At 65.9% G+C, this 21,270-nt stretch carries 21 protein-coding genes; 7 read left to right on the plus strand and 14 right to left on the minus strand.

The annotated features are described in order from the left end of the window. The first annotated feature begins 163 nt into the window (after positions 1 to 163). The 5 genes from LQ952_RS09900 to LQ952_RS09920 are packed head-to-tail and all read left to right on the plus strand — an operon-like array spanning position 164 to position 5,234. On the plus strand, positions 164 to 1,000 hold the full coding sequence (locus tag LQ952_RS09900) for an ABC transporter ATP-binding protein (protein WP_238622494.1): 837 nt from the start codon (positions 164 to 166) through the stop codon (positions 998 to 1,000). 32 nt (positions 1,001 to 1,032) lie between these two features. Then, positions 1,033 to 1,845, plus strand: a complete 813-nt coding sequence (locus tag LQ952_RS09905) for a universal stress protein (RefSeq protein WP_238622495.1) — start codon at positions 1,033 to 1,035, stop codon at positions 1,843 to 1,845. Between the two features lie 13 nt (positions 1,846 to 1,858). Then, positions 1,859 to 2,611, plus strand: a complete 753-nt coding sequence (locus LQ952_RS09910; RefSeq protein WP_238622496.1) for an electron transfer flavoprotein subunit beta/FixA family protein — start codon at positions 1,859 to 1,861, stop codon at positions 2,609 to 2,611. Positions 2,612 to 2,625: 14 nt separating this feature from the next. Continuing rightward, positions 2,626 to 3,567, plus strand: a complete 942-nt coding sequence (locus LQ952_RS09915; RefSeq protein WP_238622497.1) for an electron transfer flavoprotein subunit alpha/FixB family protein — start codon at positions 2,626 to 2,628, stop codon at positions 3,565 to 3,567. A 29-nt stretch (positions 3,568 to 3,596) separates the two neighbouring features. After that, complete coding sequence (locus LQ952_RS09920) at positions 3,597 to 5,234, plus strand: electron transfer flavoprotein-ubiquinone oxidoreductase (protein ID WP_238622498.1); 1,638 nt, start codon at positions 3,597 to 3,599, stop codon at positions 5,232 to 5,234. Between the two features lie 17 nt (positions 5,235 to 5,251). Here LQ952_RS09920 and LQ952_RS09925 read toward each other — a convergent pair whose 3' ends face one another. Beyond that, entirely contained in the window at positions 5,252 to 6,325 is a 1,074-nt protein-coding gene (locus LQ952_RS09925; protein ID WP_238622499.1) for a tartrate dehydrogenase, read from the minus strand. 145 nt (positions 6,326 to 6,470) lie between these two features. Between LQ952_RS09925 and LQ952_RS09930 the strand changes: the two genes are divergently transcribed. Together LQ952_RS09930 and LQ952_RS09935 are read left to right on the plus strand one after the other, a co-directional pair. Then, positions 6,471 to 8,066, plus strand: coding sequence for a DUF4139 domain-containing protein (locus LQ952_RS09930; RefSeq protein ID WP_238622500.1), 1,596 nt, complete (start codon positions 6,471 to 6,473; stop codon positions 8,064 to 8,066). Between the two features lie 3 nt (positions 8,067 to 8,069). Beyond that, positions 8,070 to 9,515 carry a DnaJ domain-containing protein gene (locus LQ952_RS09935; protein ID WP_238622501.1) on the plus strand — a complete coding sequence of 482 codons (1,446 nt, stop codon included), beginning with the start codon at positions 8,070 to 8,072 and terminating at the stop codon, positions 9,513 to 9,515. Here the strand turns inward: LQ952_RS09935 and LQ952_RS09940 are convergent. The 13 genes from LQ952_RS09940 to LQ952_RS10000 form a co-directional block, all read right to left on the minus strand. Further along, positions 9,499 to 10,179, minus strand: coding sequence for a hypothetical protein (locus tag LQ952_RS09940; protein WP_238622502.1), 681 nt, complete (start codon positions 10,177 to 10,179; stop codon positions 9,499 to 9,501). The genes LQ952_RS09935 and LQ952_RS09940 overlap by 17 nt on opposite strands. After that, positions 10,176 to 10,658, minus strand: coding sequence for a hypothetical protein (locus tag LQ952_RS09945; RefSeq protein WP_238622503.1), 483 nt, complete (start codon positions 10,656 to 10,658; stop codon positions 10,176 to 10,178). The genes LQ952_RS09940 and LQ952_RS09945 overlap by 4 nt, the downstream gene beginning before the upstream one ends. Positions 10,659 to 10,695: 37 nt before the next feature. Then, the gene (locus tag LQ952_RS09950) at positions 10,696 to 11,622 is read right to left on the minus strand and encodes a PASTA domain-containing protein (protein ID WP_238622504.1); all 927 of its coding nucleotides are present in this window, start codon (positions 11,620 to 11,622) and stop codon (positions 10,696 to 10,698) included. Positions 11,623 to 11,638: 16 nt separating this feature from the next. Continuing rightward, complete coding sequence (locus tag LQ952_RS09955) at positions 11,639 to 12,196, minus strand: phage tail protein (protein WP_238622505.1); 558 nt, start codon at positions 12,194 to 12,196, stop codon at positions 11,639 to 11,641. Next, positions 12,156 to 14,735: a baseplate J/gp47 family protein gene (locus tag LQ952_RS09960; RefSeq protein ID WP_238622506.1), complete on the minus strand. Its 2,580-nt coding sequence runs from the start codon at positions 14,733 to 14,735 to the stop codon at positions 12,156 to 12,158. The genes LQ952_RS09955 and LQ952_RS09960 overlap by 41 nt, the downstream gene beginning before the upstream one ends. Next, positions 14,732 to 15,217 carry a GPW/gp25 family protein gene (locus LQ952_RS09965; protein ID WP_238622507.1) on the minus strand — a complete coding sequence of 162 codons (486 nt, stop codon included), beginning with the start codon at positions 15,215 to 15,217 and terminating at the stop codon, positions 14,732 to 14,734. Before LQ952_RS09965 ends, LQ952_RS09960 begins: the two co-directional genes overlap by 4 nt. After that, entirely contained in the window at positions 15,214 to 15,558 is a 345-nt protein-coding gene (locus tag LQ952_RS09970) for a hypothetical protein (protein ID WP_238622508.1), read from the minus strand. The genes LQ952_RS09965 and LQ952_RS09970 overlap by 4 nt, the downstream gene beginning before the upstream one ends. Beyond that, a complete protein-coding gene (locus tag LQ952_RS09975; protein WP_238622509.1) occupies positions 15,555 to 17,060 on the minus strand; it encodes a phage baseplate assembly protein V in 1,506 nt (501 codons plus the stop codon). Before LQ952_RS09975 ends, LQ952_RS09970 begins: the two co-directional genes overlap by 4 nt. Continuing rightward, complete coding sequence (locus LQ952_RS09980; protein ID WP_238622510.1) at positions 17,057 to 17,602, minus strand: CIS tube protein; 546 nt, start codon at positions 17,600 to 17,602, stop codon at positions 17,057 to 17,059. The genes LQ952_RS09975 and LQ952_RS09980 overlap by 4 nt, the downstream gene beginning before the upstream one ends. A 21-nt stretch (positions 17,603 to 17,623) precedes the next feature. After that, positions 17,624 to 17,926, minus strand: coding sequence for a hypothetical protein (locus tag LQ952_RS09985; protein ID WP_238622511.1), 303 nt, complete (start codon positions 17,924 to 17,926; stop codon positions 17,624 to 17,626). Between the two features lie 776 nt (positions 17,927 to 18,702). After that, the gene (locus LQ952_RS09990) at positions 18,703 to 19,191 is read right to left on the minus strand and encodes a phage tail protein (RefSeq protein WP_238622512.1); all 489 of its coding nucleotides are present in this window, start codon (positions 19,189 to 19,191) and stop codon (positions 18,703 to 18,705) included. A gap of 56 nt (positions 19,192 to 19,247) precedes the next feature. Next, positions 19,248 to 20,483, minus strand: coding sequence for a phage tail sheath family protein (locus LQ952_RS09995; protein ID WP_238622513.1), 1,236 nt, complete (start codon positions 20,481 to 20,483; stop codon positions 19,248 to 19,250). Positions 20,484 to 20,544: 61 nt separating this feature from the next. Next, positions 20,545 to 21,006 (minus strand): hypothetical protein, encoded by a 462-nt coding sequence (locus LQ952_RS10000; protein WP_238622514.1) that lies wholly within the window; start codon positions 21,004 to 21,006, stop codon positions 20,545 to 20,547. Between the last annotated feature and the right edge of the window lie 264 nt (positions 21,007 to 21,270).

Below are 21,270 nucleotides of genomic sequence, written 5' to 3' on the forward strand. Positions count from 1 at the left end.
CTGACCGACTGGAGCAACGCCTTCCAGGAGATCGTCTGGCACGAAATCGAGAAGGATGCCCAGGGTTTCAGGGACGGCCGCTAGTGCGTGATCGGCCACCCCGGTGCTGCCCGGGGTGGCACTCCCCGGAACCTTCCACCACAGACAGGAAAACGGTGTTCCCATGCTGACATCATTGAATACCGCCGTGCCCCTGCAGGATACGGCCCGACCCCTGCTTGAACTGAGCAACGTGGAAGTGGTGTATGACCGGGTGTTCCTCGCCATCAAGGGCGTGTCGCTGAAGATCGAGCAGGGGCAGATGATCGCCCTGCTGGGCAGCAACGGCGCCGGCAAGAGCACCACCCTCAAGTCCATCAGCGGTTTGCTGGCACCGGAACGGGGTCTGGTCACTCGCGGCAATCTTTGGTTCAAGGGGCAGGACATGTTGCCGCTGACGCCGCCCAAAAGGGTGGCCGCCGGTCTGGTCCACGTGCTGGAGGGACGACGCATCTTCGAGCACCTGACCCCGGAGGATAATCTGCTGGCGGCCTTCCCCTTGCGGGGCAGCCGGCAGCGCTATCAGGAACTTAGGGAACAGGTGTTCACCTATTTTCCCCGCCTGAAGGAGCGGGCCCGCACCAAGTCCGGTTACCTTTCCGGCGGCGAGCAGCAGATGCTGGCCATCGGCCGCGCCCTGATGACCGAGCCGGACCTGATCATGCTGGATGAACCCAGTCTGGGCCTTTCCCCGCTGCTGGTGCAGGAGATCTTCGAGATCATCCGCAAGATCAACGAGGAACAGGGTATGAGCGTGTTGCTGGTGGAACAGAACGCCACCGCCGCCCTGGCCGTGGTGGACTATGCCTACCTGCTGGAAAACGGTCATGTGGTCATGAGCGGTGAGGCCGCCGTGCTGCGGGAGAATCCGGATGTACAGGAATTCTATCTGGGCGGTGCGGGCAAGGTGGATTACCTCAACGTGAAACATTATCGACGCCGCAAGCGCTGGCTTGCTTGAGTCGCGCAACGTCCTTAACAAGGAGCCATGTCATGTCTGCTGCCGTCACCATTCCGCTGGATTCAAGCGTCCGCTCCCAGGCGGCCCTGCGGCCGGGGCTGTCACTGGCCGGTCAACTGGGCCTGCGGGTCCGTCTGGCCTCAGTGGTGTCCCGGGACCAGGATGCCGGCGAACGCAAGGCCCTGTTGCAGAGTATCCTGGCGGCCCGGGGACTCAATGATGGCCTGGTGGAAGTGATCACCCATGCCTCGGTCACCGACGGGGTGATGGAACTCATCGGCCGGGACCCGGACTCGCCGGTGGTCATGTCCACCCATGCCCGCGGCCTGGTGGGGGAGGCCGTGGCCGGCAGCGTGGCCAGTCACATGGTCAGGCACACCCACCGGCCCCTGCTGTTCACCGGGCCGGAGTTTGCCGAGGACTGGACCGGCCCCATCCGCACCCTGCTGGTCTGCCTGGATGGTTCGCCCCTGTCCGAGGCCATGCTGCCGGAGGCCGTCTCCTTTGCCCGCGCCATCGGCGCCGACATCCGTTTGATCCAGGTGCTCAAGCCGTCTTTCGGCGGGGGTGGCGGGGCCGACTCCGGTGAATGGGTCTACCTGCGTCGGGTGGCCGATCACGTGCCGGATCTGTACGGCATGTCCGTCAACTGGGATGTCCTTCACGGCAAGGACGTGGCCCAGGCGGTGGTGGACTATTCCGCCCTCATCAAGGGCGCCGTGATCGCCATGACCACCCACGGGCGAACCGGCCTGCAGCGGGCACTCATGGGCAGCTTCGCCCGCGAGGTGGTCCGCGCCGCCCGCTCGCCGGTGCTGGTGATGCGTCCCGAAGACAAATCCTGAAGGAGAATGCCCCATGAAGGTACTGGTACCGGTGAAACGGGTCGTCGATTACAACGTGCGGGTGCGTGCCCGCTCGGATGGTTCCGGTGTGGACCTGGCCAATCTGAAAATGTCCATGAACCCCTTTGACGAGATCGCCATGGAAGCGGCCGTGCGCCTGAAGGAGGCGGGGCAGGTGAGCGATGTGGTGGCGGTGAGCATCGGTACCGATGCCTGTCAGGACGTGCTGCGCACTGCCCTGGCCTTCGGCGCCGACCGGGCCATCCTGGTCAAGACCCCGGAAGCCGCCCTGGAGCCGGTGGTGGTCAGTCGCATCCTCAAGGCCATCGTCGATGAAGAAGCGCCGCAGCTGGTGCTCATGGGCAAGCAGGCCATCGATGACGACTGCAATCAGACCGCCCAGATGCTGGCGGCCCGTCTGGGCTGGGGGCAGGGCACCTTTGCCTGCAGGCTGGTGTTGGCGGACGGCGAGGCCCGGGTCAGCCGGGAAGTGGATGGCGGTACCCGCACCGTGGCTCTGCCGTTGCCGGCGGTGGTCAGCACCGACCTGCGGCTCAATGAACCCCGCTACCTGAAACTGCCCAACATCATGAAGGCCAAGAAAAAACCACTGGACATCAAGCCCCTTGACAGCCTGGGCGTGAATACGTCCACCGACATCCGCTGTCTGGGCGTGTCGGAACCGCCGGCACGCAAGCCCGGGGTGCGGGTGGAGAGCGTGGAAGAATTGCTCCATCGGCTCAAGCACGATGCCCAGGTGATCTGAAAAGGAGAACAACCATGACAGTCCTGGTAGTGGCGGAACACGATCATAAAATCCTTTCCGATGCCGGTCGACGGGCGGTGGCGGCGGCGACGGCCCTGGGGGAAGACATCCGGGTTCTGGTGGCCGGTCACCACTGCCGTGCCGTGGCCGAGGCCGCGGCACGGCTGCAGGGTGTAACACAGGTACTGCTGTGTGATGACCCGCTGTATGAACACCAGCTGGCGGAACCCCTGGCGGTACTGATCGCCGCCCTGGCTGCCGACCATCAGGCGGTGGTGGCCGCCGCCACCAGTCACGGCAAGGACGTGATGCCCCGGGTGGCGGGCCTGCTGGACGTGGGGCAGGTATCGGACATCACCGCGATCGAAAGCCCCACCGTCTTCCAGCGTCCCATCTATGCAGGCAATGTCATGGCCCGGGTCTGTTGCGAGGAGCGCATCCGGGTGCTGACCATCCGCACCACGGCCTTTGCCCCGGCCGCAGAAGGTGGGCAGGCAGAGATCACGACCATCGCGGCCGGCCCCGATCCGGGAGTGTCCCGGTTCGTGGAGGACGCCATGACCCGCAGCGAACGGCCCGAACTGGGCGCGGCCCGGGTGGTGATCTCCGGTGGGCGGGGCGTCGGTAGCGCGGAGGGCTTTGGATTGCTGGAGGCGGTGGCCGATGAACTGGGCGCCGCCATCGGTGCCTCCCGAGCGGCGGTGGACGCGGGGTTCGTGCCCAACGACTATCAGGTAGGCCAGACCGGCAAGATCGTCGCCCCGGAGCTGTACATCGCCGTGGGCATCTCCGGCGCCATCCAGCACTGGGCCGGCATGAAGGACAGCAAGGTGGTAGTGGCCATCAACAAGGACGAGGAGTGCCCCATGGTGCAGACCGCCGACTATGCCCTGGTGGGGGATCTGCTGGAGATCCTGCCGTCGCTGCGGGACGGACTCAGACAGATGAAGGCCTGACCCACCACCCTCACCCGGAGAAACCCGCCATGTCGGAACGTGAAAGCATGGAATTTGATGTGGTCATCGTCGGCGCTGGCCCGGCCGGCCTGGCGGCGGCGATTCGTCTACGGCAACTGGCCGCGGCTGCCGGTCGGGAGCTGTCGGTCTGCGTCCTGGAAAAGGGCTCCGAGGTGGGTGCCCATATCCTCTCTGGGGCCGTGTTCGACCCCCGGGCTCTGAACGAACTCATTCCCGATTGGCAGGCGCGGGGGGCACCCCTGCACACGCCGGCCACCGAGGATGCCTTCCTGTGGTTGGGCCGGGAACGGTCGGTCAAACTGCCGTTGCCGCCCCAGATGCACAACCAGGGCAATTACATCATCAGCCTGGGCAATCTCTGCCGCTGGCTGGCCCAACAGGCCGAGGATCTGGGGGTGGAGGTCCTGCCCGGTTTCCCGGCGGCGCAGATCCTGTTTGATGATCAGGGCGCGGTGATGGGCGTGGCTACCGCCGACATGGGCCGCCTGGCCGATGGCAGCGAAGGCCCCCAGTTCGAGCCGGGGGTGGAACTCCACGCCCGCCAGACCCTGTTCACCGAGGGCTGCCACGGTTCACTGACCAAACAGCTGATGGCACACTTTGATCTTCGGGATGGCGTTGATCCTCAGACCTACGGCCTGGGGATCAAGGAACTCTGGGAGGTGGACCCGGCCCGGCACCGGCCCGGCACCGTTCGCCACACCATCGGCTGGCCGCTGGACCACGGCACCTACGGCGGTGGATTCCTCTATCACCTGGAAGACCATCAGGTGGCGGTGGGTTTCATCGTCGGACTGGATTATCGCAACCCCTATCTGAGCCCCTTCGAGGAGATGCAGCGGTTCAAGACCCATCCCGCCATCCGCGAGGTGCTGGAGGGCGGGCGCCGCATTGCCTTCGGGGCCAGGGCCCTGGTGGAGGGCGGCTGGCAGAGCATTCCCCGTCTCAGCTTCCCGGGTGGCCTGTTGGCCGGAGACGCCGCCGGTTTTCTGGATGTGCCCCGCATCAAGGGTAGCCACAACGCCATGAAGAGCGGCATGACGGCGGCCGAGGCAGTGTTCGATCTGCCGGCCGACGGGGCCGGGCGGCGGGGCGAGGCCGTCGATTACCGGCAGCGTCTGGATCAGACCTGGGTGATGCAGGAGTTGCATGCGGCTCGCAACATCCGTCCCGGTTTTCGTTGGGGCCTGTGGGGTGGTCTAGCCCATGCCGCCCTGGAAACCTACGTGCTCAAGGGCAGGGCGCCTTGGACCCTTCACCATCATCCGGACCATGCCGCCCTGCAGCCGGCGGCATCCTCGACCCCCGTCGAGTATCCCAAGCCCGACGGCACGCTCACCTTCGACCGGCTTTCCTCGGTGTTTCTGTCCAACACCCACCACGAGGAAGGCCAGCCGGTCCACCTGCAACTGCGGGACCCGGCGCTGCCCCTGTCACTGAACCATGCCCGCTTCGCCGGTCCCGAAACCCGCTACTGCCCTGCGGGGGTCTATGAATACGTGCAAAAGAACAGTTCGGGTGCGCGCCTGCAGATCAACGCCCAGAACTGTGTGCACTGCAAGACCTGCGACATCAAGGACCCGGGCCAGAACATCAACTGGGTGGCGCCCCAAGGGGGGGATGGCCCTAATTATCCTGCCATGTAGGGCCATCTCGGGCCGGATCAGCCTTCGATCCGGGCGGCGATCGCTTCGCCCAGGGTACGGGTGTTGCCTTGTCCGCCGATGTCGGGGGTCAGCACCCGGGAATCTCCCTCGGTCAGCACCCCTTCAAACGCCGTCACGATGGCCTGGGCCGCCGCCTGGTGGCCCAGGTGTTCCAGCATCATCGCCGCCGACCAGATCTGGCCGATGGGGTTGGCGATCCCCCGACCGGCAATGTCCGGGGCACTGCCGTGTACGGGTTCGAACAGGCTGGGGAAGGTGCCGTCGGGATTGATGTTGGCCGACGGGGCCACGCCGATGGTGCCGGCACAGGCCGGTCCCAGGTCGGAGAGGATGTCGCCGAACAGATTGCTGGCCACCACCACGTCGAACCAGTCGGGGTGAAGCACGAAATTGGCCGTGAGGATGTCGATGTGATACTGGTCCACCGCCACCTGCGGATAGCGCTCGGCCATGGCTTTCACCCGCTCGTCCCAGTAGGGCATGGTGATGGAAATCCCGTTGGACTTGGTGGCGGAGGTCAGTTTGCGACGGGGGCGGCGATCGGCCAGTTCAAAGGCATACTGCAGCACCCGGTCGACCCCGATCCGGGTCATCACCGTCTCCTGGATCACCACCTCCCGCTCGGTGCCTTCGAACATGCGGCCGCCGATGCTGGAATACTCGCCTTCGGTATTTTCCCGCACCACGTAGAAATCCATGTCACCGGGGCTGCGTCCCGCCAGGGGGCTGCGGATGCCGGGCAGCAGCTTGCAGGGGCGCAGGTTGATGTACTGGTCGAAGGCGCGCCGGAACTGGAGCAGGGAACCCCACAGGGAAATATGGTCCGGCACCCGCGCCGGGTCGCCCACGGCACCGAAGAAGATGGCGTCAAAGCCCTTGAGCCGCTCGAACCAGTCCTCGGGCAGCATGCGGCCGTGGGCCAGGTAGTAGTCGCAACAGGCGAAGTCGAAATGGGTGTATTGCAGGTCGATGCCGAAGCGCCGGGCCGCGGCCTCCAGGGCGCGCAGGCCCTCGGGCATGACCTCATTGCCGATACCGTCGCCGGGGATGACGGCGATTGAATGTGACATGAAGAACTCCAGTTGCCGTGCCTGCCCTGGCCGGATAGTTGAGTGGGTTATTGAGTAATGGTGCAACGCACCCGGATCTGGCATATGGTATCGCCTGAATCCAAGGTTGTGTCACCGATGCACCGTTTCCTGGGAGGTTCTTCGCATGTACAAGTTCAGGGTGCCGTTGTCTTTGCTGGTTGCCGGGCTGTCCGGCACCGCCTGGGCGGGTCAGGTGGTGGAAGTCACCCTGTTTCCCGGTCAGGCCGGCGTGGTGATGGAACAGACGGCCACCTTGAGTGCCGGTCAGGGGGTGATCACCGTGGACCGGCTACCCGCCGATCTGGACACGGCCGGCCTTCGGGTCAGTGCCCGAGGCCCCGAGGGATTGATACTGGGCACCCTGGAGACCCGGGTGGTGCATGGTCGTGATCTGGCCCATCCCACGGAGCAGGCCCTGACGGAAAGACTGCAGGCGCTGGAGGATCAGCAGCGGGGGATCACCGATGAGATTCGTGCCGGTGAGATCCAGCTGCGTCTGGTGGAGCGGATGGGACAGGCCGCGTCGCCGACGGAATCGGGCCTGAGCCCGGACCAGTGGCCCCGGGCCTGGCAGGTGGTGGGGGAGGGTGCCCTGGACATCCTGCGCACCATCCAGAACCACGAGCAGTCCCTGCGTGAAGTGGAGGCGGATATCCAGCGCATCCGTGACGAACTGGAGACCCTGCAACGAGGCCGTCGGGATACCCTGGAGGCGCGGGTGCATTATCAAAGCCCGGTGGCGGGAGAAGCCGTCCTGACCCTGGAATATCGGGTCCGCCATGCCGGCTGGCGCCCCCTCTACGAGGCCCGCCTGGATACCGCCACCGGTGAGCTGCGGCTGGTGCAGCGGGCAGAGCTGCGTCAGAATACCGGTCAGGACTGGAATGATGTGATCCTGCGACTGTCCACCGCCCGTCCCGAACTGGGCGGTCGGCTGCCGGAACTGCAGCCCTGGTATGTGGACGTGGCCAGGCCGACGCCGGCACCCACGGCACGACGTTCCCAGGAGGTGACCATGGATGCCCTGATGTCCATGGCACCGGCGCCGGAGATGAAGGCCGGTGAGCAGATGGCTGACCTGGAGGCAGCGGAGTTCAGTGCCCTGTACCGAATCGCGGGGCAGGTCAGCATCCCTTCGGACAACCAGCCCCATCGTCATACCCTGGCGGAGCATCGTCTGGAGGCTAGCCTGTCGGCCCGGGCCGTGCCCCGGCTGATGCCCCACGCCTACCTGTTTGCGGAAACCACCTTCGAGGGGGCGGCGCCGCTCCCGGCCGGACAGGTGAGCCTGTTCCAGGACGGTAGCCTGGTGGGAGGGGTGCCGTTCCCGTCCCTGCAGCCCGGCAGTCCCCTGCGTCTGTCCTTCGGGGTGGATGAGCGCATCGGCATCCGCTACGAACTGGACCGGGACAGCCGCGGTCAGGAGGGGCTGATCCGCCGCCAGCAGCGGCTGGAGCGGGCGTACCTGATCTCGGTGCATAATGCTCACCCGCGTCCCGTGGATGTCACCGTACTGGATCAGCTCCCGGTGGCCCGCGACGAACGCATCAAGGTGGAACTGGGCAGCCGGAGCACACCGCCCACTGAGCGGGACGTGGACGGCAAGCGGGGAGTGCTGGCCTGGCACCAGTCTTTGGAGGCGGATGCCCGAACTCAGATCCGCTTCGCCTATACCCTGACCTGGCCTGAGGACGTGGAGGACATCATTGGACTGCGCTGACCCATGAAGCGGCTAAGAACTCACTACGAAAACCTGCAGGTCACCGAGAACGCGAGTCCTGAAGTCATCCGGGGTGCCTACAAGTTCCTGTCCCAGAAGTGGCACCCGGACAAGAACCAGCATCAGCGGGAGAAGGCGGAGCGGATCACCAAGATCATCAACGATGCCTACACGGTGCTGTCCGACCCTGAGCGGCGCCGTGAGCATGATACGTGGATCGCCAATCAACGTTACGCCCGCGGATTCCAGCAGCCGGAACCGGCGGCCCGGCCCAGCAGCGCCCGCCGGTATGCCTATCAGTATTCCTACGCCCTGACGCCCGCAGCGGTCGGGCGTGGCGAGCGTTTCATCGATCTGGCCGACGGCACCGTGATGGATCTGAAGACGGGCCTGCAGTGGTTTGTTCACTCGGTGGGGGAATCCTGGCTCGGCGGCACGGTGTACGGTAGCCCCGATGTCTTTTCCGCCGAGTCGGCCATGGTTCGTCTGCAACACTTCAACAGCAACGGGCACGCGGGGTTTCGGGACTGGCGCATTCCCAACAAGAAGGAACTCAAATCCCTCTATGCCCGCAGCTTGATCTCATTTCGGCGGGGTCTGGACGAGTCCGTTTTTTCCCGGGATTACAAGGCGCCTTACTGGACCCTCTACGATAACCCCTGGCTCTACGAGAACCGGCCCCGGGTCGTCTCCCTGACTACGGACAATTCCTCCAGTGACACCGACGAGCCCTTTGGCCGACTGCGCTGGGTGCGAGGACCCGACCCGGCCATGCTGGTCGAACTGCTGCATCAGATGGCCCGGGAGTGCATGAACCGGCGCGCCTTCGACAAGGCCATGGAGCACCTGGAGGCGGCATTGAAACTGTCGGCGGAACCGGGACGGGTGGAGACCGACAATCTCACGGTCATCCTGCGTGACCTGGCGGTGACCTGTTTCGAGGCACGGGATCATACGGCGGCGGAAGGTTGGCTGCTCAAGGTACTGGAGCAGAAACAGCAGACATACGGCTATGCCCACATGGAGGTGTTCCACACGCTGGTGGACCTGGCCGCCCTGCAGAAATCCACCGACCGGTTGCCTCAGGCTCGGGAGACCCTGCTGGAGGCCTACGAACTCCTGTCCGGCCTGGATGAATATGACCAGGCCGCCCAGCTGGGGGTGCTATACGACCTGCTGGTACTGCTGATCTGGAGTCGGGATTTTGCCCGCGCGGAGGCCCTGATGACCGATTATGTGGAAGGATTGGGGGACGAGGGTTTCAGCGCCCTGCCCGAACGCACCATCCTTATGTTCCTGGTACTGGGACTGCTCCGGGAGACCATGGGTCAGGGGGAGAGCGCGGCGGATCTGTACCGCCTGTTCCTGCGGGTGGCACCCCCGCCCCTGGCGTCGGCGGGGGATTTCAAGCGGGTGGGGGACTCAGGCCCGCTCAGGCCACGGCCCTGATCATGGCGACCAAGGCGCACACGAGGCCGATCACCGCCCATATCCCCGCAATGATGGCGACAATAACGGCGGCGATCAGGTCGGTGACGCTGACCAGCATGCCCGGGACCAGGGCATGCAGAAAGGTGACGATGAGGGTCGCCAGCAGGGAACTCAGGACCAGCAGCATCAGGCCCCTGTTTTCCAGGAAGCGGGGATGGGCGGTCACCAGCACGCCGATGCAGACCAACTTGCAGGTCATGAGCAGACCGAGGACGACGGCGGCGCCGGCGGTGGGAAATCCGGCATAGCCCAGAGCCGCGTAGGCCACCGGTCCGAAGGGTACGGCCAGCAGCAGGCCGACGAGCAGCATCAGCAGGGTGAAGGCGGCAAACCCGGTCATCAGACAGGCAATCAGGACCAGAAAACTGAAGATCAGGGTCAGCACCCCCTGGATGCGTCCCGTGACCCGCTCCGGCAGCAGCAGGGGGGCGGTCATGAGCAGGGCGGTGAACAGAAGCTGAGCATCCAGCAGGGCCAGTGACGGTATTCCCCAGCCCACGGTGCCGGCGGGCAGTGCCGGAAAGAGGGCGCTGATCGCCGTGCCCAGTTCGATCAGCAGCACCAGGCCCAGGAGGGCCACCGCCAGCACAAAGAGGGGACGATACAGCGGACGGGGCTTCATTCCGGCCACCGTACCCGGCTGTTGCCCTGTCGGTTTTCCAGACGCAGTTGCCCGCCCTGGTCGTAGATGATGAAAGCCGGCGGGTCCCCACGGGGGTAATCGTCCGGCCAGATCTGGGGTTGGACGGATTCATCTCCGATCCGCTGGCCCTGAACCGGTTCATAGCGGATGCGGACCTGTCCTTCCACCGCGAGGACAAGTCGTCGGGTCCGGGTACCCGGTGCCGGCAGTACTTCGTAGACCACCGTCTGGTTGCCGCTCAGATGCAGCACCTGGGGAAAGCCCGCTCCGTCCCGGCGCAGATCCGTCGCCTGCACGCCGGGTCCGCCGGCCAGCCCCCTCAGGGTGGAAATCCATCCCGGAGGCTCGAATGTATCCGGCATGCCCGGTGATGATCCCCGAGCCAGCATCCAGGTAATCCCCACCGTGCACAACACGGCTGCCAGCACAAGCAGGAGTTGTAGTACCTTGGGGGGCATGTCCGTTCTCCTGACGGCCGTTGTGCAGATCCGTCCTTCAACGTTGGGGATTGGCGGGATTTATGATGATGGGATCCCTTAATGGGATGGGAGTTATTCCCCCGGGCCGTCCGCATTTCAGGTAAAGATCGACTTCGGAACCGATCGGCACCGGGGTGCCGGTGGCGGGATGGGTCCGCTCCACGTCCCAGAAGGGTCCCAGGCAAGTCCTGCCCTGGGCAAAGGCCATGCCGACTTCCAGTCCCGCTTCACGAATGGCCTGTCTGGCTGCAGCGATCCTCTGGTTCTCCACGTCAGGAATCCGTATCAGTTGAGGCCCGCTGGATACGATCAGATCGACCTGGCTCCCGGCGCTGACGCGCACCCCTGACTCGGGTTCGCCGCGGATTACCCGACCTGCCGTAATCTCGCCATCATGTTCAGGGGTTTGTGCTCCCGCCCGGAGTCCGGCTGCCTCCAGGTCGAGGATGGCCTGTGCCGGCATCAGATCTTTCAGCGGCGGCACTTCGACCGGCTTATCTCTAGAGTTCATCCACCAGGTCAGCCCCCCGACGCCGACCGTCAGTACCAGGGCGAGTACGATGATGACCCACCAGGGAAAGCCCGCGGCAGCCGCCGGGGCCGGTTCGGTCACCTCAAAGGTGATCATGGGGCCCTGATCGTATTCCTCGTCGGTATTGTCCACGGACATCAGATCCAGGCGCATCCCGTAACGCCCCGGCAGGGTACCCGGCGGGATCGTGACATGTACCCGGAAGGTCTGGGTCTGACCCGGTTGCATCGCCCGTTGATCCGGTGATTCCAGTCTCAGCCAGGTGGGCAGCGTCCCTTCCAGAGGAACCGCCCGGGCCCGCGCCTCGACGCTGCGGCCACCCACGTAACGTACCCCGAAGCTGGCCTCGCCCTTGCCGCCGGTCAGCGTCAGGCGGTCATCGGTCGGGGTGATTTCGTAATAATTCGGCATTGTGCTTACCCCCTTGTTATCGGAACTGCAACTCTTTGCGGTCGTAGGTCACGTAGGCAGGCTTCTCGCTCTCGATGATGGTGTGGATCAGTGCCTCATGGGGAGCGGCCGCCGCCGGTGCCGTGACCCGCAGATGAAAGGGACGGTGTCGGCCTTCCCGATCCAGGTTCTCGTGGAGTTCGAAGCCTGTATGGCCGGTGGCGATCTCCAGAAACCGGATCAGGCCCCGGGGGGTGCCACGCAGGCGCGACAGGTCGGCCGCGGCACAGCACAGTTCCCGCAGGCGACCCAGCCCGCTGGGCAGCATCCCACCAGCGCCGTCATCGGCCAGACGGGGCAGAAAACGGTCCAGGTCCACCCAGCGGGCCAGGAACGGGACCATGGCTTCCGGTGCCCGTCGGGGGTCAAACAGGCTGTCCATCCGGGCCAACAGTTCCTCGCTGGGTTGGGGTAGCCGGGCCGCCACCTCCAGGATCGCATCCAGGGGGGAACCCGGCCGGATGGCCGCCTGGTAGACCGCGGGCAACAGGGCTTCAATCTCCCGGCGCCGCATCGTGACGGACCTCGATGACATGATCGCCGCTGCAGAACAGGAAACCCTCTCCCGCCGTTACCACGTCGGGATATTCCAGCCGGGAGGCAGGGATGAAGCCTTCCTCCCCGCGGGTGCCCGCAAAAATCCCCAGCGGACCGCCGCAAAGCAGGGTCGGCGGCCGGTCGACCCGGTGGTGCCGGGGGGCGATGGCCAGGGCATCCAGTCGGTGCAGCAGGCGTTCGGTATCCCTCAGGGGCAGGCCGCTGTCCAGTCGCGGCAGTTGCCAGAGGGCGTCTTTGGCGGCACTGTCCAGGGTGGCAATGCCGGCGTGAAATGTGGCGGCATGCACGTGCTCACCGTCGAAGGCCAGAGCGCGACAGGAGCCGCCGCGCCACTTCCGTGCCATGGCACGCCAGCCCTCAGCATCTTCCGGATCACGGCGCAGCTCCCAGTACAGGCAGCCGTCTCCTTCCTCGCCACCCACCGCCGCCAGCCCGGCCCAGAGGTAATGGCGAGGCCCCACGGTCTGAATCCGCAGGACTCTTACATCCCGACCCTTGAGGCCGATGTGACGAAAGCTCTGAATACGTTCGTCGTTGCACAGGTAAACGCCGCCGGTGGCGCGCGCGGCCACGGCGATCTGGGTGCCGATACGCGGTGCTTCCACGGTGGTGACTGCATACAGGGGCATGGCCTGAGCGGTCGCATCCACCAGCACCGGCATGGGTCCGCCCCCGGGAGGGAGCTGAAACAGCCCCTCGTCGGTGGCCAGCAGCAGGATGGCTTCACCGCTGCGTCGATACCAGGCGGCATCATGGATGGTGAAACCGAGATTGTGGGTGTCAGTCCAGTGACGGCCGCAATCCCGGCTCAGGCGAACGTTGCTGCCGTTGCGACCTGCCGCCGGTGCCTGGGTGATGAGGGCCGTCAGGCCGGGCACATGGGGCGAGCAGGTGATGCAGCGGATGATTTCCGCAGGGAATTCAGTCAGATGTTCCCAGCCGGTGCCGTTATCGGTGGAGCGGAACAGGGCGCCCCCGGCCCCGGCCAACCAAAGCCCCTGATGAAAGGGGTCCGCCGCCAGGGCCGCCACATCCCGGTCGGGGGCCTGTTCCACCAGGAAACGGACCCGTTCGGCATAGATGACCCCGGGTTCGCCAAGGATGCTGTGATAGACGTCGGAGACGTGCAGCCGGCGTCGCAGGGCATGGGTGCCCAGGGGATTGATCATCTTGTGCAGTCGACCGATCACCCGCCGCCTGACCGCCTCGGGCGACTCCTGGGCATGCAGGATCAGCCGTGCGCTGACGGTGACGGGCTTGTAGCCGAACCAGTCCACACGGCAGACCGTGCCCAGAGGCCGACGCTGGTCAACGGCCTGTTGCACCCGGGCCAGGGCCTCCCGGGTCTGGGCCTGCTCCAGATCCTGCCGCCGGTGGCAGCCGCCGGTGCCGCCGGTCAGGGCCGGTACCAGCAGCAACTGCACGGTGCCCGGCGAGGCATATTGCCAGTGATCGGCCTGAGCCGTCGCCTGGGCACGGCCCACGCTGCCTTCACGCAGGGCCACAGCCTCGAAATCCCGGGCCGTCACGGCCCGGTGCAAGCTGTGCAGCTCCCGCGGGCCGCGTAGCATCGCATTGTCCAGGGTTTCAACCTCGCTGCCGCCCACGGCGGCTTCCGGATTGCACACCCTCAGTCCGGCGATGGGATCCTTGAGCACGACCAGGGTCTGCGCCGCCACATTACCGGCAAGACCACCCCCCCGGCGATACCAGGCCAGTATCTGTCGACCGGCCGCGGGGATGGCGGCCAGTGCCTGGGGTGCCCGCGGGGGGCCGGCAGCGGGCTGGACGCCGTCCGCCAGGTGGACCGCGGGGGCAAAGCTGACGATGCCATGGGTCCGGTCCACCACATAGGCGATGCTGTCCGCACGGGTTCGGCCGAAGTGTTCGACCTCGTTCCAGATCCGGTACTGTCGACCCTGGTGAACGAGGGCGGGGACGCGGGCGTCCAGGGGTGCCTCCGATTCCACCGCCACCACCAGATCCAGGGGGTCGCCGGTGGGGGCGATGACCGGCGGCCGGTGCAGCCGAAAACTCTGTCCGGGAAGGCCGCTGGAAAGGCCCAGGCACTCACCTTCCACGGCTTCGCAGTGAAAGGCCGTGACGGCGATCTCATCGACCTCGGGAGGGAGCGCCACCGCCTGTGCGGTGGCAAACACGGGAGGGGCTTCGCCGGGGGCGGTTCTGGTGACGGTGACCCGTGTCCCCCGGGGAATCGTGACGGGGCGGGTACTGCCTTCCGTCCGAGAAAACAGCAAGGTCACCCGGGCGGCGCCGGGTGGTGCCAGCCTGACACCCATCAGCCGCAGGAACTCCACCTGGGCCTTTTCCGGGATTCGGTTGATGCGGTACAGCATGACCTGGGTGAGAAAGGCATAGAGTTCCAGCAAGGTGGTGCCGGGATCCCCGGGACTGAGGTCCGTCCATGCCGGGCACCGTGCCAGCACCAGGCGTTTGGCCTCGGCCAGCAGGTCATCAAAGCTGCGATCATCCAGCCTGGGGGAGGGTAGGGTCATGGCGGTGGCGTCTCGTGCCCACCGATATCGTGCAGACCGCCCTGACGCAGGTCGAACCCCAGAGCCAGTTCTCCCTCTTCGCCGCTGTCTCGCAGGCGGTAGTGCAGCACGATGTCCAGGATGGCGGGGTTGCCGGTGTGATGCAGATCGGAACCCGCCTCAAGGCGGATGATCACGGCGCGGGGTTCCCACCGTCGAATGGCTTCCCCCACATAGTGAATGGCCAGGCCCGCGGTGCCCGTATCGTTGGGAGCAAAGACCAGGCGATGCAGCCGGCAGCCGTAATCGGGACGCATGACCCGCTCCCCGGGACAGGTGCTGAGCAACAGGAGAACGGACTGGCGCACGGCCTGCTCTTCCTCGATCATGGCGATACCGCCGCCGCTGGTCAGCCTCGGACCCGTGGCGGGTCCGATGGGGTCGGTGGCGGCCGCGTCCATCGGCAGCGCGAACCACCAGGCACGATCCGTGGGTCTTTTCATCGCTGCCTCACAAGGTGTTGGCCGCTGTCGCGCACCCGGTACTGCACATGACCGGGCGGGGTGCCGTCGGTGATGCCCGTCAGGGTGTCAAGACAGACCGCGCGTCCTTCGATCCTGATGAACGACGAATACCCTCCCATGACGCCGAGGGTGGTCTGACAGGGCTTGATGCTCGGCCCCAGATTGGGGCAACCACGCACGGGGTTGCCGGGGGGATCGCCCGCCACCAATATGGGGTCATCCTGAATACGCACCCAGTGCTGGCTGGCCTTGACGGTGATCCGGCCCAGTTCGTGGGCACAGCGAAGGTCCGCGTTTCGGGTGAGAAATTCCATGGTCATGCCTGCTCCATATCGATGGTCCGGGCACGCAGTGTCAGGGGCTCTTCAGGGCTTTCCAGCACCAGGGTGCCGGCGGCGTGAAGCACGATACCCTCCGGGGTCAGATGCAGGTAGCTGCCACTGCGGTTCTGCAGCCGGATGGAACCGTCCCCATCGTTGAACTCGATGCGCTGACCACCTCGTGTCGTCAGAAGGTAGGGGCGCTGGGAGCGGCCGCGACGGGTCCGACCCAGGCCCCTCGGGGGGCCTTCGCCGCCATAGATCCCCCCCAGCACGATGCCCCTGGCGGGATCCCCCTCCGGCAGCGCCACCACCACCTGGTCACCGACCTCGGGCAAGGCCACCAGGCCCTTGTCCCTGCCCGCGCCGGGTTGTGTGACCAGCAGCCAGGGACTCACTGCCTCTGCGTAGCTGTCCAGCAAAACCTGCACCCGGCCTCGGGACTCCGGGTCAGCCACGTCGCAGACCTCGCCCAGCACCAGTGTCTGCATGGGTGAAGGTGGGTCCTGTGGCTGCGGGCGGCTGCTCAGCTCGCACTGATAACCTTGCCGGGTATCCACCGAATGCACCACCGCGGTGAGCAGAAACGGGGGCAGCCCACCTGTGGCCAAGCCTCGCGGGGTGACCCACATGCCTGGCCGCAGCTGGGCGTCGCCTTCGGCCACGCCTTCAAAGGTCAGGCCTTCATGGCGCAGCCGTACGGCCTCGCTGCGGGCCAGGGCCAGGGCCTCGGCCTCGCCGGCCAGCGGGCGTCCCGGCAGGGTGCGGGCCAGGGCCGGGCCTGGGTCGGGATCAGACCGGAACGGGAGGGGGGTGATGCCCTGCCGGGCCACGCCGGTATGGGGATCCCAGCCCAGGACCTGCACTGCGTCCACCTGGCGGAGCCGATTGTCCTCGATCGCGGCCTCGAAAAGGTCCTTGCCCAGGACCAGCTCCCTGTCCGCGGCGGTCGGTGGCGTGGGTGTCAAGAGGCACACCGCCCCCTCGCGCAGATGAAAATGCAGTCCACTGCGGCCGCAGTAATGGCGCAACAGGGCCAGATCGTGAGGGAATCGGGGGATGATGCGAGACCACAAGGGGCCTTCTTCCTCCACCGCCTCTTCCACCGTCATGTCTGCCGCGGTGCACAGGGTACGGAGCAGTTCCGCGGTGGTCACCTCCACATGGGTACTGAGGCTCTGTCGGCGTTGCAGCCGAGCCAGGGCGTCATAGGCCCGCAGGCGCAGGGTAAAACCACCGGAGGGCTCGTGAAGGTATTCCAGGGCCGTGATCTCACCACTGAACAGGGGGTGGGATGCCAACGCCACCGTCAGCAGGCGGCCGATGGCGGGAAAGTCAGGTTGATCCCTCTGGTCCGGATCGGGCCAGGGTGTCGACCAGCAGAGTTCGCACTGGCTGGGGGCATCCAGGCGCTGCACCAGTCGAAGCGTGGCCAGGCAGAATCCGTCCGGCAGCTGCACGCCTTCCAGAGTGATGCGTGGCAGCGACTGGGCCGGCTTCATGGGGTAAATCCCATCAGGCGCCGGCTGAGCGCCTCCATATCCTGGGGCGGACCGGTGGCGGGGACCGATTCCGGCTCGACGTCGTTCACCCGCAGGAACCGCAGCCGCAACCAGGACCGGCGTGGTCTGCCGTCCGGGGTGAATTGCTCCAGGCGTTCCGCTGCCGCGCTGATGATGCCGGGGATGTTGCACCCGGTACCCCATAGCAGGCGCACGAGGGGCGGCCGGCCTCGACCACTCTCATGCCGGTTCTCCACCAGGCCCCAGAGCGGCCGTGTGAGCTGGCGGACATCGTCCAGTGGCGGGGTACCAAGGGGCTGGTAATGCAGGGACAGGTCAAACAGCAGCTCCAGGACAATCTCGGTGCGGCCGCCTCCGGTGTAGAGCACCGGGTCATCGCTCAGGTCGGACTGGCCGATGAGACCGGAGCGTGAGTGTCGGGGAACGACCCCGGCGCTGCGCCGGATCTCCAGGCGTTCGGGATTCATCAGGCAGCGAATCTGATCGCCGGTGTGTTCAACGAGCAATATCACCTTTTCCATGATCCCTCTCCCCGCATCGGTTCACCAGCCCATCTGTTCCCGGGCCAGTCGTTGCAGATGGGCAGCATCCTGCCCCGGTGCCGGCCCTGCCGTCTCCGGATCAGGTTCCGGTGGTAGTGACGGCCACCGATCCTCCCCGAGGGCGTCAGGGACCAGCTCGTGCTCCCGGACCGGTGCGGCGGTGAATGGTCTCCGGTCGGTGGTCTCGGGTTCCGTCCAGCCGGAGCGGTCATCTTCCGGGCTGGCCCCTGAGCGTTTCGAGAGGTCAACGAGATGGGCGGGGGCCGGCAATGGCCGCCCTTCAAGTGATAGCAAGCCTTCCATGCCTACACTCACGCCCCGTTGTCGCGGTTGCCTCTGGGGCAGGTGCAGGGCGGATTTAGAAAGGTTTGTGCCAGCGATGGCCGGTGGATTTGGGGGTATCCTGCTGCACGGGATGGACCTCGCTACGGGGTGTGCCCGCTCGCTTGACCTTTCGGGGCGAGGTATCGGGACTTGCTCCAGATGCCCGGGACCCATAGTCCCCGCCCGTGGGGCGATGAGGATTCTCTTTTCACCGGATCCAGGGAAGGGCTCGGTCTTCTCAGGGAAGGCTGTACGATGGTCAGGGAAGGCTGCACGATGGGGTCTTGAGGTCAGGTTCAATGCCTGGGCTTGAGATTCGGGCATACAGACGACGACCCCGGAAGACCCCGCGACTTCATCGGTGGGCCGGGTAACGGATGGTATTCGAGTTGCCGGCCGATCATGGGCCTGAAAACCCAGGGACGGGCCAGTGCGGTCCTGAGACGGGCGCCGGGCAATCGAGGGGCCGGCGGGCGTCCTCGCGGTGCGCTCCTGTCGGTCGGCCTCATGTCTCGTGATGAACGGCGTGGGTTGCATGGGCCGTGCGGGCCGCGTCTGTCCCAGGACCGAGCCGTGGATACTGGTACCCACCAGCCTGAGCCAGGCCTGGCGGCCCCGCTCCCGGGCCAGGCTCATGGCCAGCGGTCCCGGGGTTGAGGGACGCACCGTCCCGGCGTGGGGGCGGAAGCGCCTGAAGGACGCCGACCAGCGCCGCCACCAGGCCTTGATGACCGCAAGCGGGCGTGCCGGTGTCATCACCCACCCCCTCCTGCGGCCACCACGCGCTCGAACTCTTCGAATACCAGCACCAGGCTCTCCACCGCCACCTGATTACCCAGCGCGTCCAGGGGGGTGCCGCGCCAGGAACGAGGCCAGGCGTTGCGAAGGTTCCATCGAGTCACTTCGGTGGCACCGTCATGACCGTACAGGATCACCGAGACATGGCGACGATCCACGTTGCCGGCAATGGAAGACTCCATCCATTCCCATAACTGGGTGGAAGAAGTCATTCCGTAGCGCAGGGTGAGGTCGGAATACTCCACCCGCCCGGGCAGACGGTGAACGATCTCATGGGCACCGGCCTGGCGGTAGCGGATGGCCTCCACGTCCACGCTGATGCTGCTGCATTCCACAAAGCGGGCTTCGGTCACGCCGTTGATATCGATGGCGAAATGAAACGAGGTGTAGGGATCGGTCCATTCGCCGGTGGCGCCCGCACCGGGGTTGTTCTGGTTTTTCGCCATGTCTGTCTCCCGAGTTTTTCAGTGCGACTGCAAGGGCCGTCATGGGCTGTGGGTGATCAGCCGCCGGCCGGAGCTTCCCGCTCCACGCCCCCAGACCCCTGTCCGATCTGGAAGATGACGAACTCGGCCGGCTTCACCGGGGCCAGGCCGATACGGGTGACGACCCGGCCGGCGTCAATCACTTCCTGGGGATTGGTAACGGCATCACACTGGACGAAAAAGGCCTCTTCAGGGGTGCCCCCCTGGAGGGCACCCTGGCGCCAGAGTAGGGTGAGGAAGGCGGAGACGTCCCGCACGATGGCCTTCCACAGGTATTCGTCATTCGGTTCGAACACCACCCAGCGGGTACTCAGCGCAATGGACTCCTTCACCATGTTGAACAGCCTGCGCACGTTGATATAGCGCCATTCGCCGGCGGCCGGGGCCAGGGTCCGTGCGCCCCAGACACGAATGCCCTCACCGGGAAAGAAACGGATACAGTTGACGCCCTGGGGATTGAGTTCCGCCTGTTCCTGCCGCGTGAGCCGGTAGCGCACGTCCAGGGCGCCCCGGATGCTCTCGTTGGCCGGGGCCTTGTGTACCCCGCGCCGGGCGTCACAACGGGCATAGATCCCCGCCAGATGACCGGAGGGGGGGGTGAACAGGGGGGGATGGCCCGGACGGAAGGGATCGGCACAGACGATCCATGGGAAGTAGACGGCACCGTAGCCCTGGTCGGAATTCCGCGGTCGCAGCCCCTGTACCTGCTTGGGGTTTGCGGCAGGCTCCGCCTCTGCTTCCGGACTCCCGGCTTGGCGGCGTCGGCCCCCCTCGGTGGCTACCTGGATCAGCGCCTGCATGGAGGGGGCCTCGGGTGCACCGTCGAGGATGGCCACACGATTTTCCATCAGCTCGCAGTGGCTCAGGACGGCATCATAAGCGGACGCACCGGTCATGCCGGGGGCGGCCACGATGGCCACCTCGTCCACCGTCTCCAGGACATTCACACCCTGGTGGCTGCCGGTGAGCTGGTCCTCGCTCTGGCAATTGACCACGTAGCAGCGGCTGCCACCGTTGAGAAAAAAACCATAGACGGCCTGTGCCAGATGATTGCCGACGTGATCGCCTCCATTGGACGCGAATTCCCGCAGAAACTGGGTCCAATTGCTGATGCCGACTGCCTCCTGGGGGTGCGCCGAGGGTAGTGGAGCGATGCCCACGAAGCCCGCCGTGCTGGTGCCCACCGCCTGAATGGGGCGGGCACCGGAGGGCACCTCTTCCACATACACCCCGGGTGCCAGATATTTACCCATTGCGCAGCTCCTGTGACGTTGGTGCCCAAGATGGACCGGCCGCAGGGGGCCGGATGGGGTGTCAGTTTCGCGTCTGTAGATGGACTTCCCGGACTCTGACGGGCGGTGCTGCCTGGAAGTCCTCATGACACGTGATGCAGGCTTCCAGCTGAAAGCCGGGGCGTGGCCTGGCCCCCTGGGCCAGCCACCAGACCGGAGCCGGGCTGGCGTCCGATACCGTGAAATCGGGTTCCAGTTCGGCCCATGCCAGGAGCTGGAGCAGGGCGTGGGCCGTCTGCCGATCGTCATCACCGCCCACGGAAACCAGGTAGCCGGCCCTGGCAACGGGGCGCACCATGCCCCGCCGCCGGGGCGAGGCCTGTGCCCGGCGGCGGGGTTCAGGCGCGATGCCCAGCAGGGTGGCGGCGACGGTCAGCGTCGGATCGATGGCATCCAGGCGGCTGCTCAGGCGGGCCGGCAGACCCTGCTGCTGCAGCTGAGCCACCCAGTGATCGAAGGTCTGATGAATGGCCGTCAGTTCCATATCCGTCTCCGGCAGGGGCAAGGCCAGCGCTGAGTACTACAGATGATGGCCGGAAAGTCGCCCGGCACGAGGGCCGGCCATAGCATGCTTATAGTCAACCCGCCTGAGACTTGCCAGGACGGCTTGCCGGGAGCGGAGCTGCGGCACGCTATCGGACGGTGCTGCAGGCTCGGCAACGTGGCTGTTTTCGCCTTGATGCGAGTCAAGGCCGGGCCGTCGGCCTGCTACCCATACTGCGACCACATTTTCAGATCCCTCCAGGAG

This window comes from Ectothiorhodospira lacustris, from assembly GCF_022227785.1.
GTDB lineage: Bacteria > Pseudomonadota > Gammaproteobacteria > Ectothiorhodospirales > Ectothiorhodospiraceae > Ectothiorhodospira > Ectothiorhodospira lacustris.

Excerpts from the sequence above, each read along its gene's own strand:
- LQ952_RS09950 (WP_238622504.1), bottom strand. The coding sequence starts at position 11,622 with ATGCCGAATTATTACGAAATCACCCCGACCGATGACCGCCTGACGCTG.
- LQ952_RS09980 (WP_238622510.1), bottom strand. The coding sequence starts at position 17,602 with ATGGAAAAGGTGATATTGCTCGTTGAACACACCGGCGATCAGATTCGC.
- LQ952_RS09940 (WP_238622502.1), bottom strand. The coding sequence starts at position 10,179 with ATGAAGCCCCGTCCGCTGTATCGTCCCCTCTTTGTGCTGGCGGTGGCC.
- LQ952_RS09970 (WP_238622508.1), bottom strand. The coding sequence starts at position 15,558 with ATGACCATGGAATTTCTCACCCGAAACGCGGACCTTCGCTGTGCCCAC.
- LQ952_RS09975 (WP_238622509.1), bottom strand. The coding sequence starts at position 17,060 with ATGAAGCCGGCCCAGTCGCTGCCACGCATCACTCTGGAAGGCGTGCAG.
- LQ952_RS09965 (WP_238622507.1), bottom strand. The coding sequence starts at position 15,217 with ATGAAAAGACCCACGGATCGTGCCTGGTGGTTCGCGCTGCCGATGGAC.
- LQ952_RS10000 (WP_238622514.1), bottom strand. The coding sequence starts at position 21,006 with ATGGAACTGACGGCCATTCATCAGACCTTCGATCACTGGGTGGCTCAG.
- LQ952_RS09985 (WP_238622511.1), bottom strand. The coding sequence starts at position 17,926 with ATGGAAGGCTTGCTATCACTTGAAGGGCGGCCATTGCCGGCCCCCGCC.
- LQ952_RS09945 (WP_238622503.1), bottom strand. The coding sequence starts at position 10,658 with ATGCCCCCCAAGGTACTACAACTCCTGCTTGTGCTGGCAGCCGTGTTG.
- LQ952_RS09910 (WP_238622496.1), top strand. The coding sequence starts at position 1,859 with ATGAAGGTACTGGTACCGGTGAAACGGGTCGTCGATTACAACGTGCGG.
- LQ952_RS09990 (WP_238622512.1), bottom strand. The coding sequence starts at position 19,191 with ATGGCGAAAAACCAGAACAACCCCGGTGCGGGCGCCACCGGCGAATGG.
- LQ952_RS09915 (WP_238622497.1), top strand. The coding sequence starts at position 2,626 with ATGACAGTCCTGGTAGTGGCGGAACACGATCATAAAATCCTTTCCGAT.
- LQ952_RS09995 (WP_238622513.1), bottom strand. The coding sequence starts at position 20,483 with ATGGGTAAATATCTGGCACCCGGGGTGTATGTGGAAGAGGTGCCCTCC.
- LQ952_RS09935 (WP_238622501.1), top strand. The coding sequence starts at position 8,070 with ATGAAGCGGCTAAGAACTCACTACGAAAACCTGCAGGTCACCGAGAAC.
- LQ952_RS09930 (WP_238622500.1), top strand. The coding sequence starts at position 6,471 with ATGTACAAGTTCAGGGTGCCGTTGTCTTTGCTGGTTGCCGGGCTGTCC.
- LQ952_RS09920 (WP_238622498.1), top strand. The coding sequence starts at position 3,597 with ATGTCGGAACGTGAAAGCATGGAATTTGATGTGGTCATCGTCGGCGCT.
- LQ952_RS09925 (WP_238622499.1), bottom strand. The coding sequence starts at position 6,325 with ATGTCACATTCAATCGCCGTCATCCCCGGCGACGGTATCGGCAATGAG.
- LQ952_RS09960 (WP_238622506.1), bottom strand. The coding sequence starts at position 14,735 with ATGACCCTACCCTCCCCCAGGCTGGATGATCGCAGCTTTGATGACCTG.
- LQ952_RS09905 (WP_238622495.1), top strand. The coding sequence starts at position 1,033 with ATGTCTGCTGCCGTCACCATTCCGCTGGATTCAAGCGTCCGCTCCCAG.
- LQ952_RS09900 (WP_238622494.1), top strand. The coding sequence starts at position 164 with ATGCTGACATCATTGAATACCGCCGTGCCCCTGCAGGATACGGCCCGA.
- LQ952_RS09955 (WP_238622505.1), bottom strand. The coding sequence starts at position 12,196 with ATGTCATCGAGGTCCGTCACGATGCGGCGCCGGGAGATTGAAGCCCTG.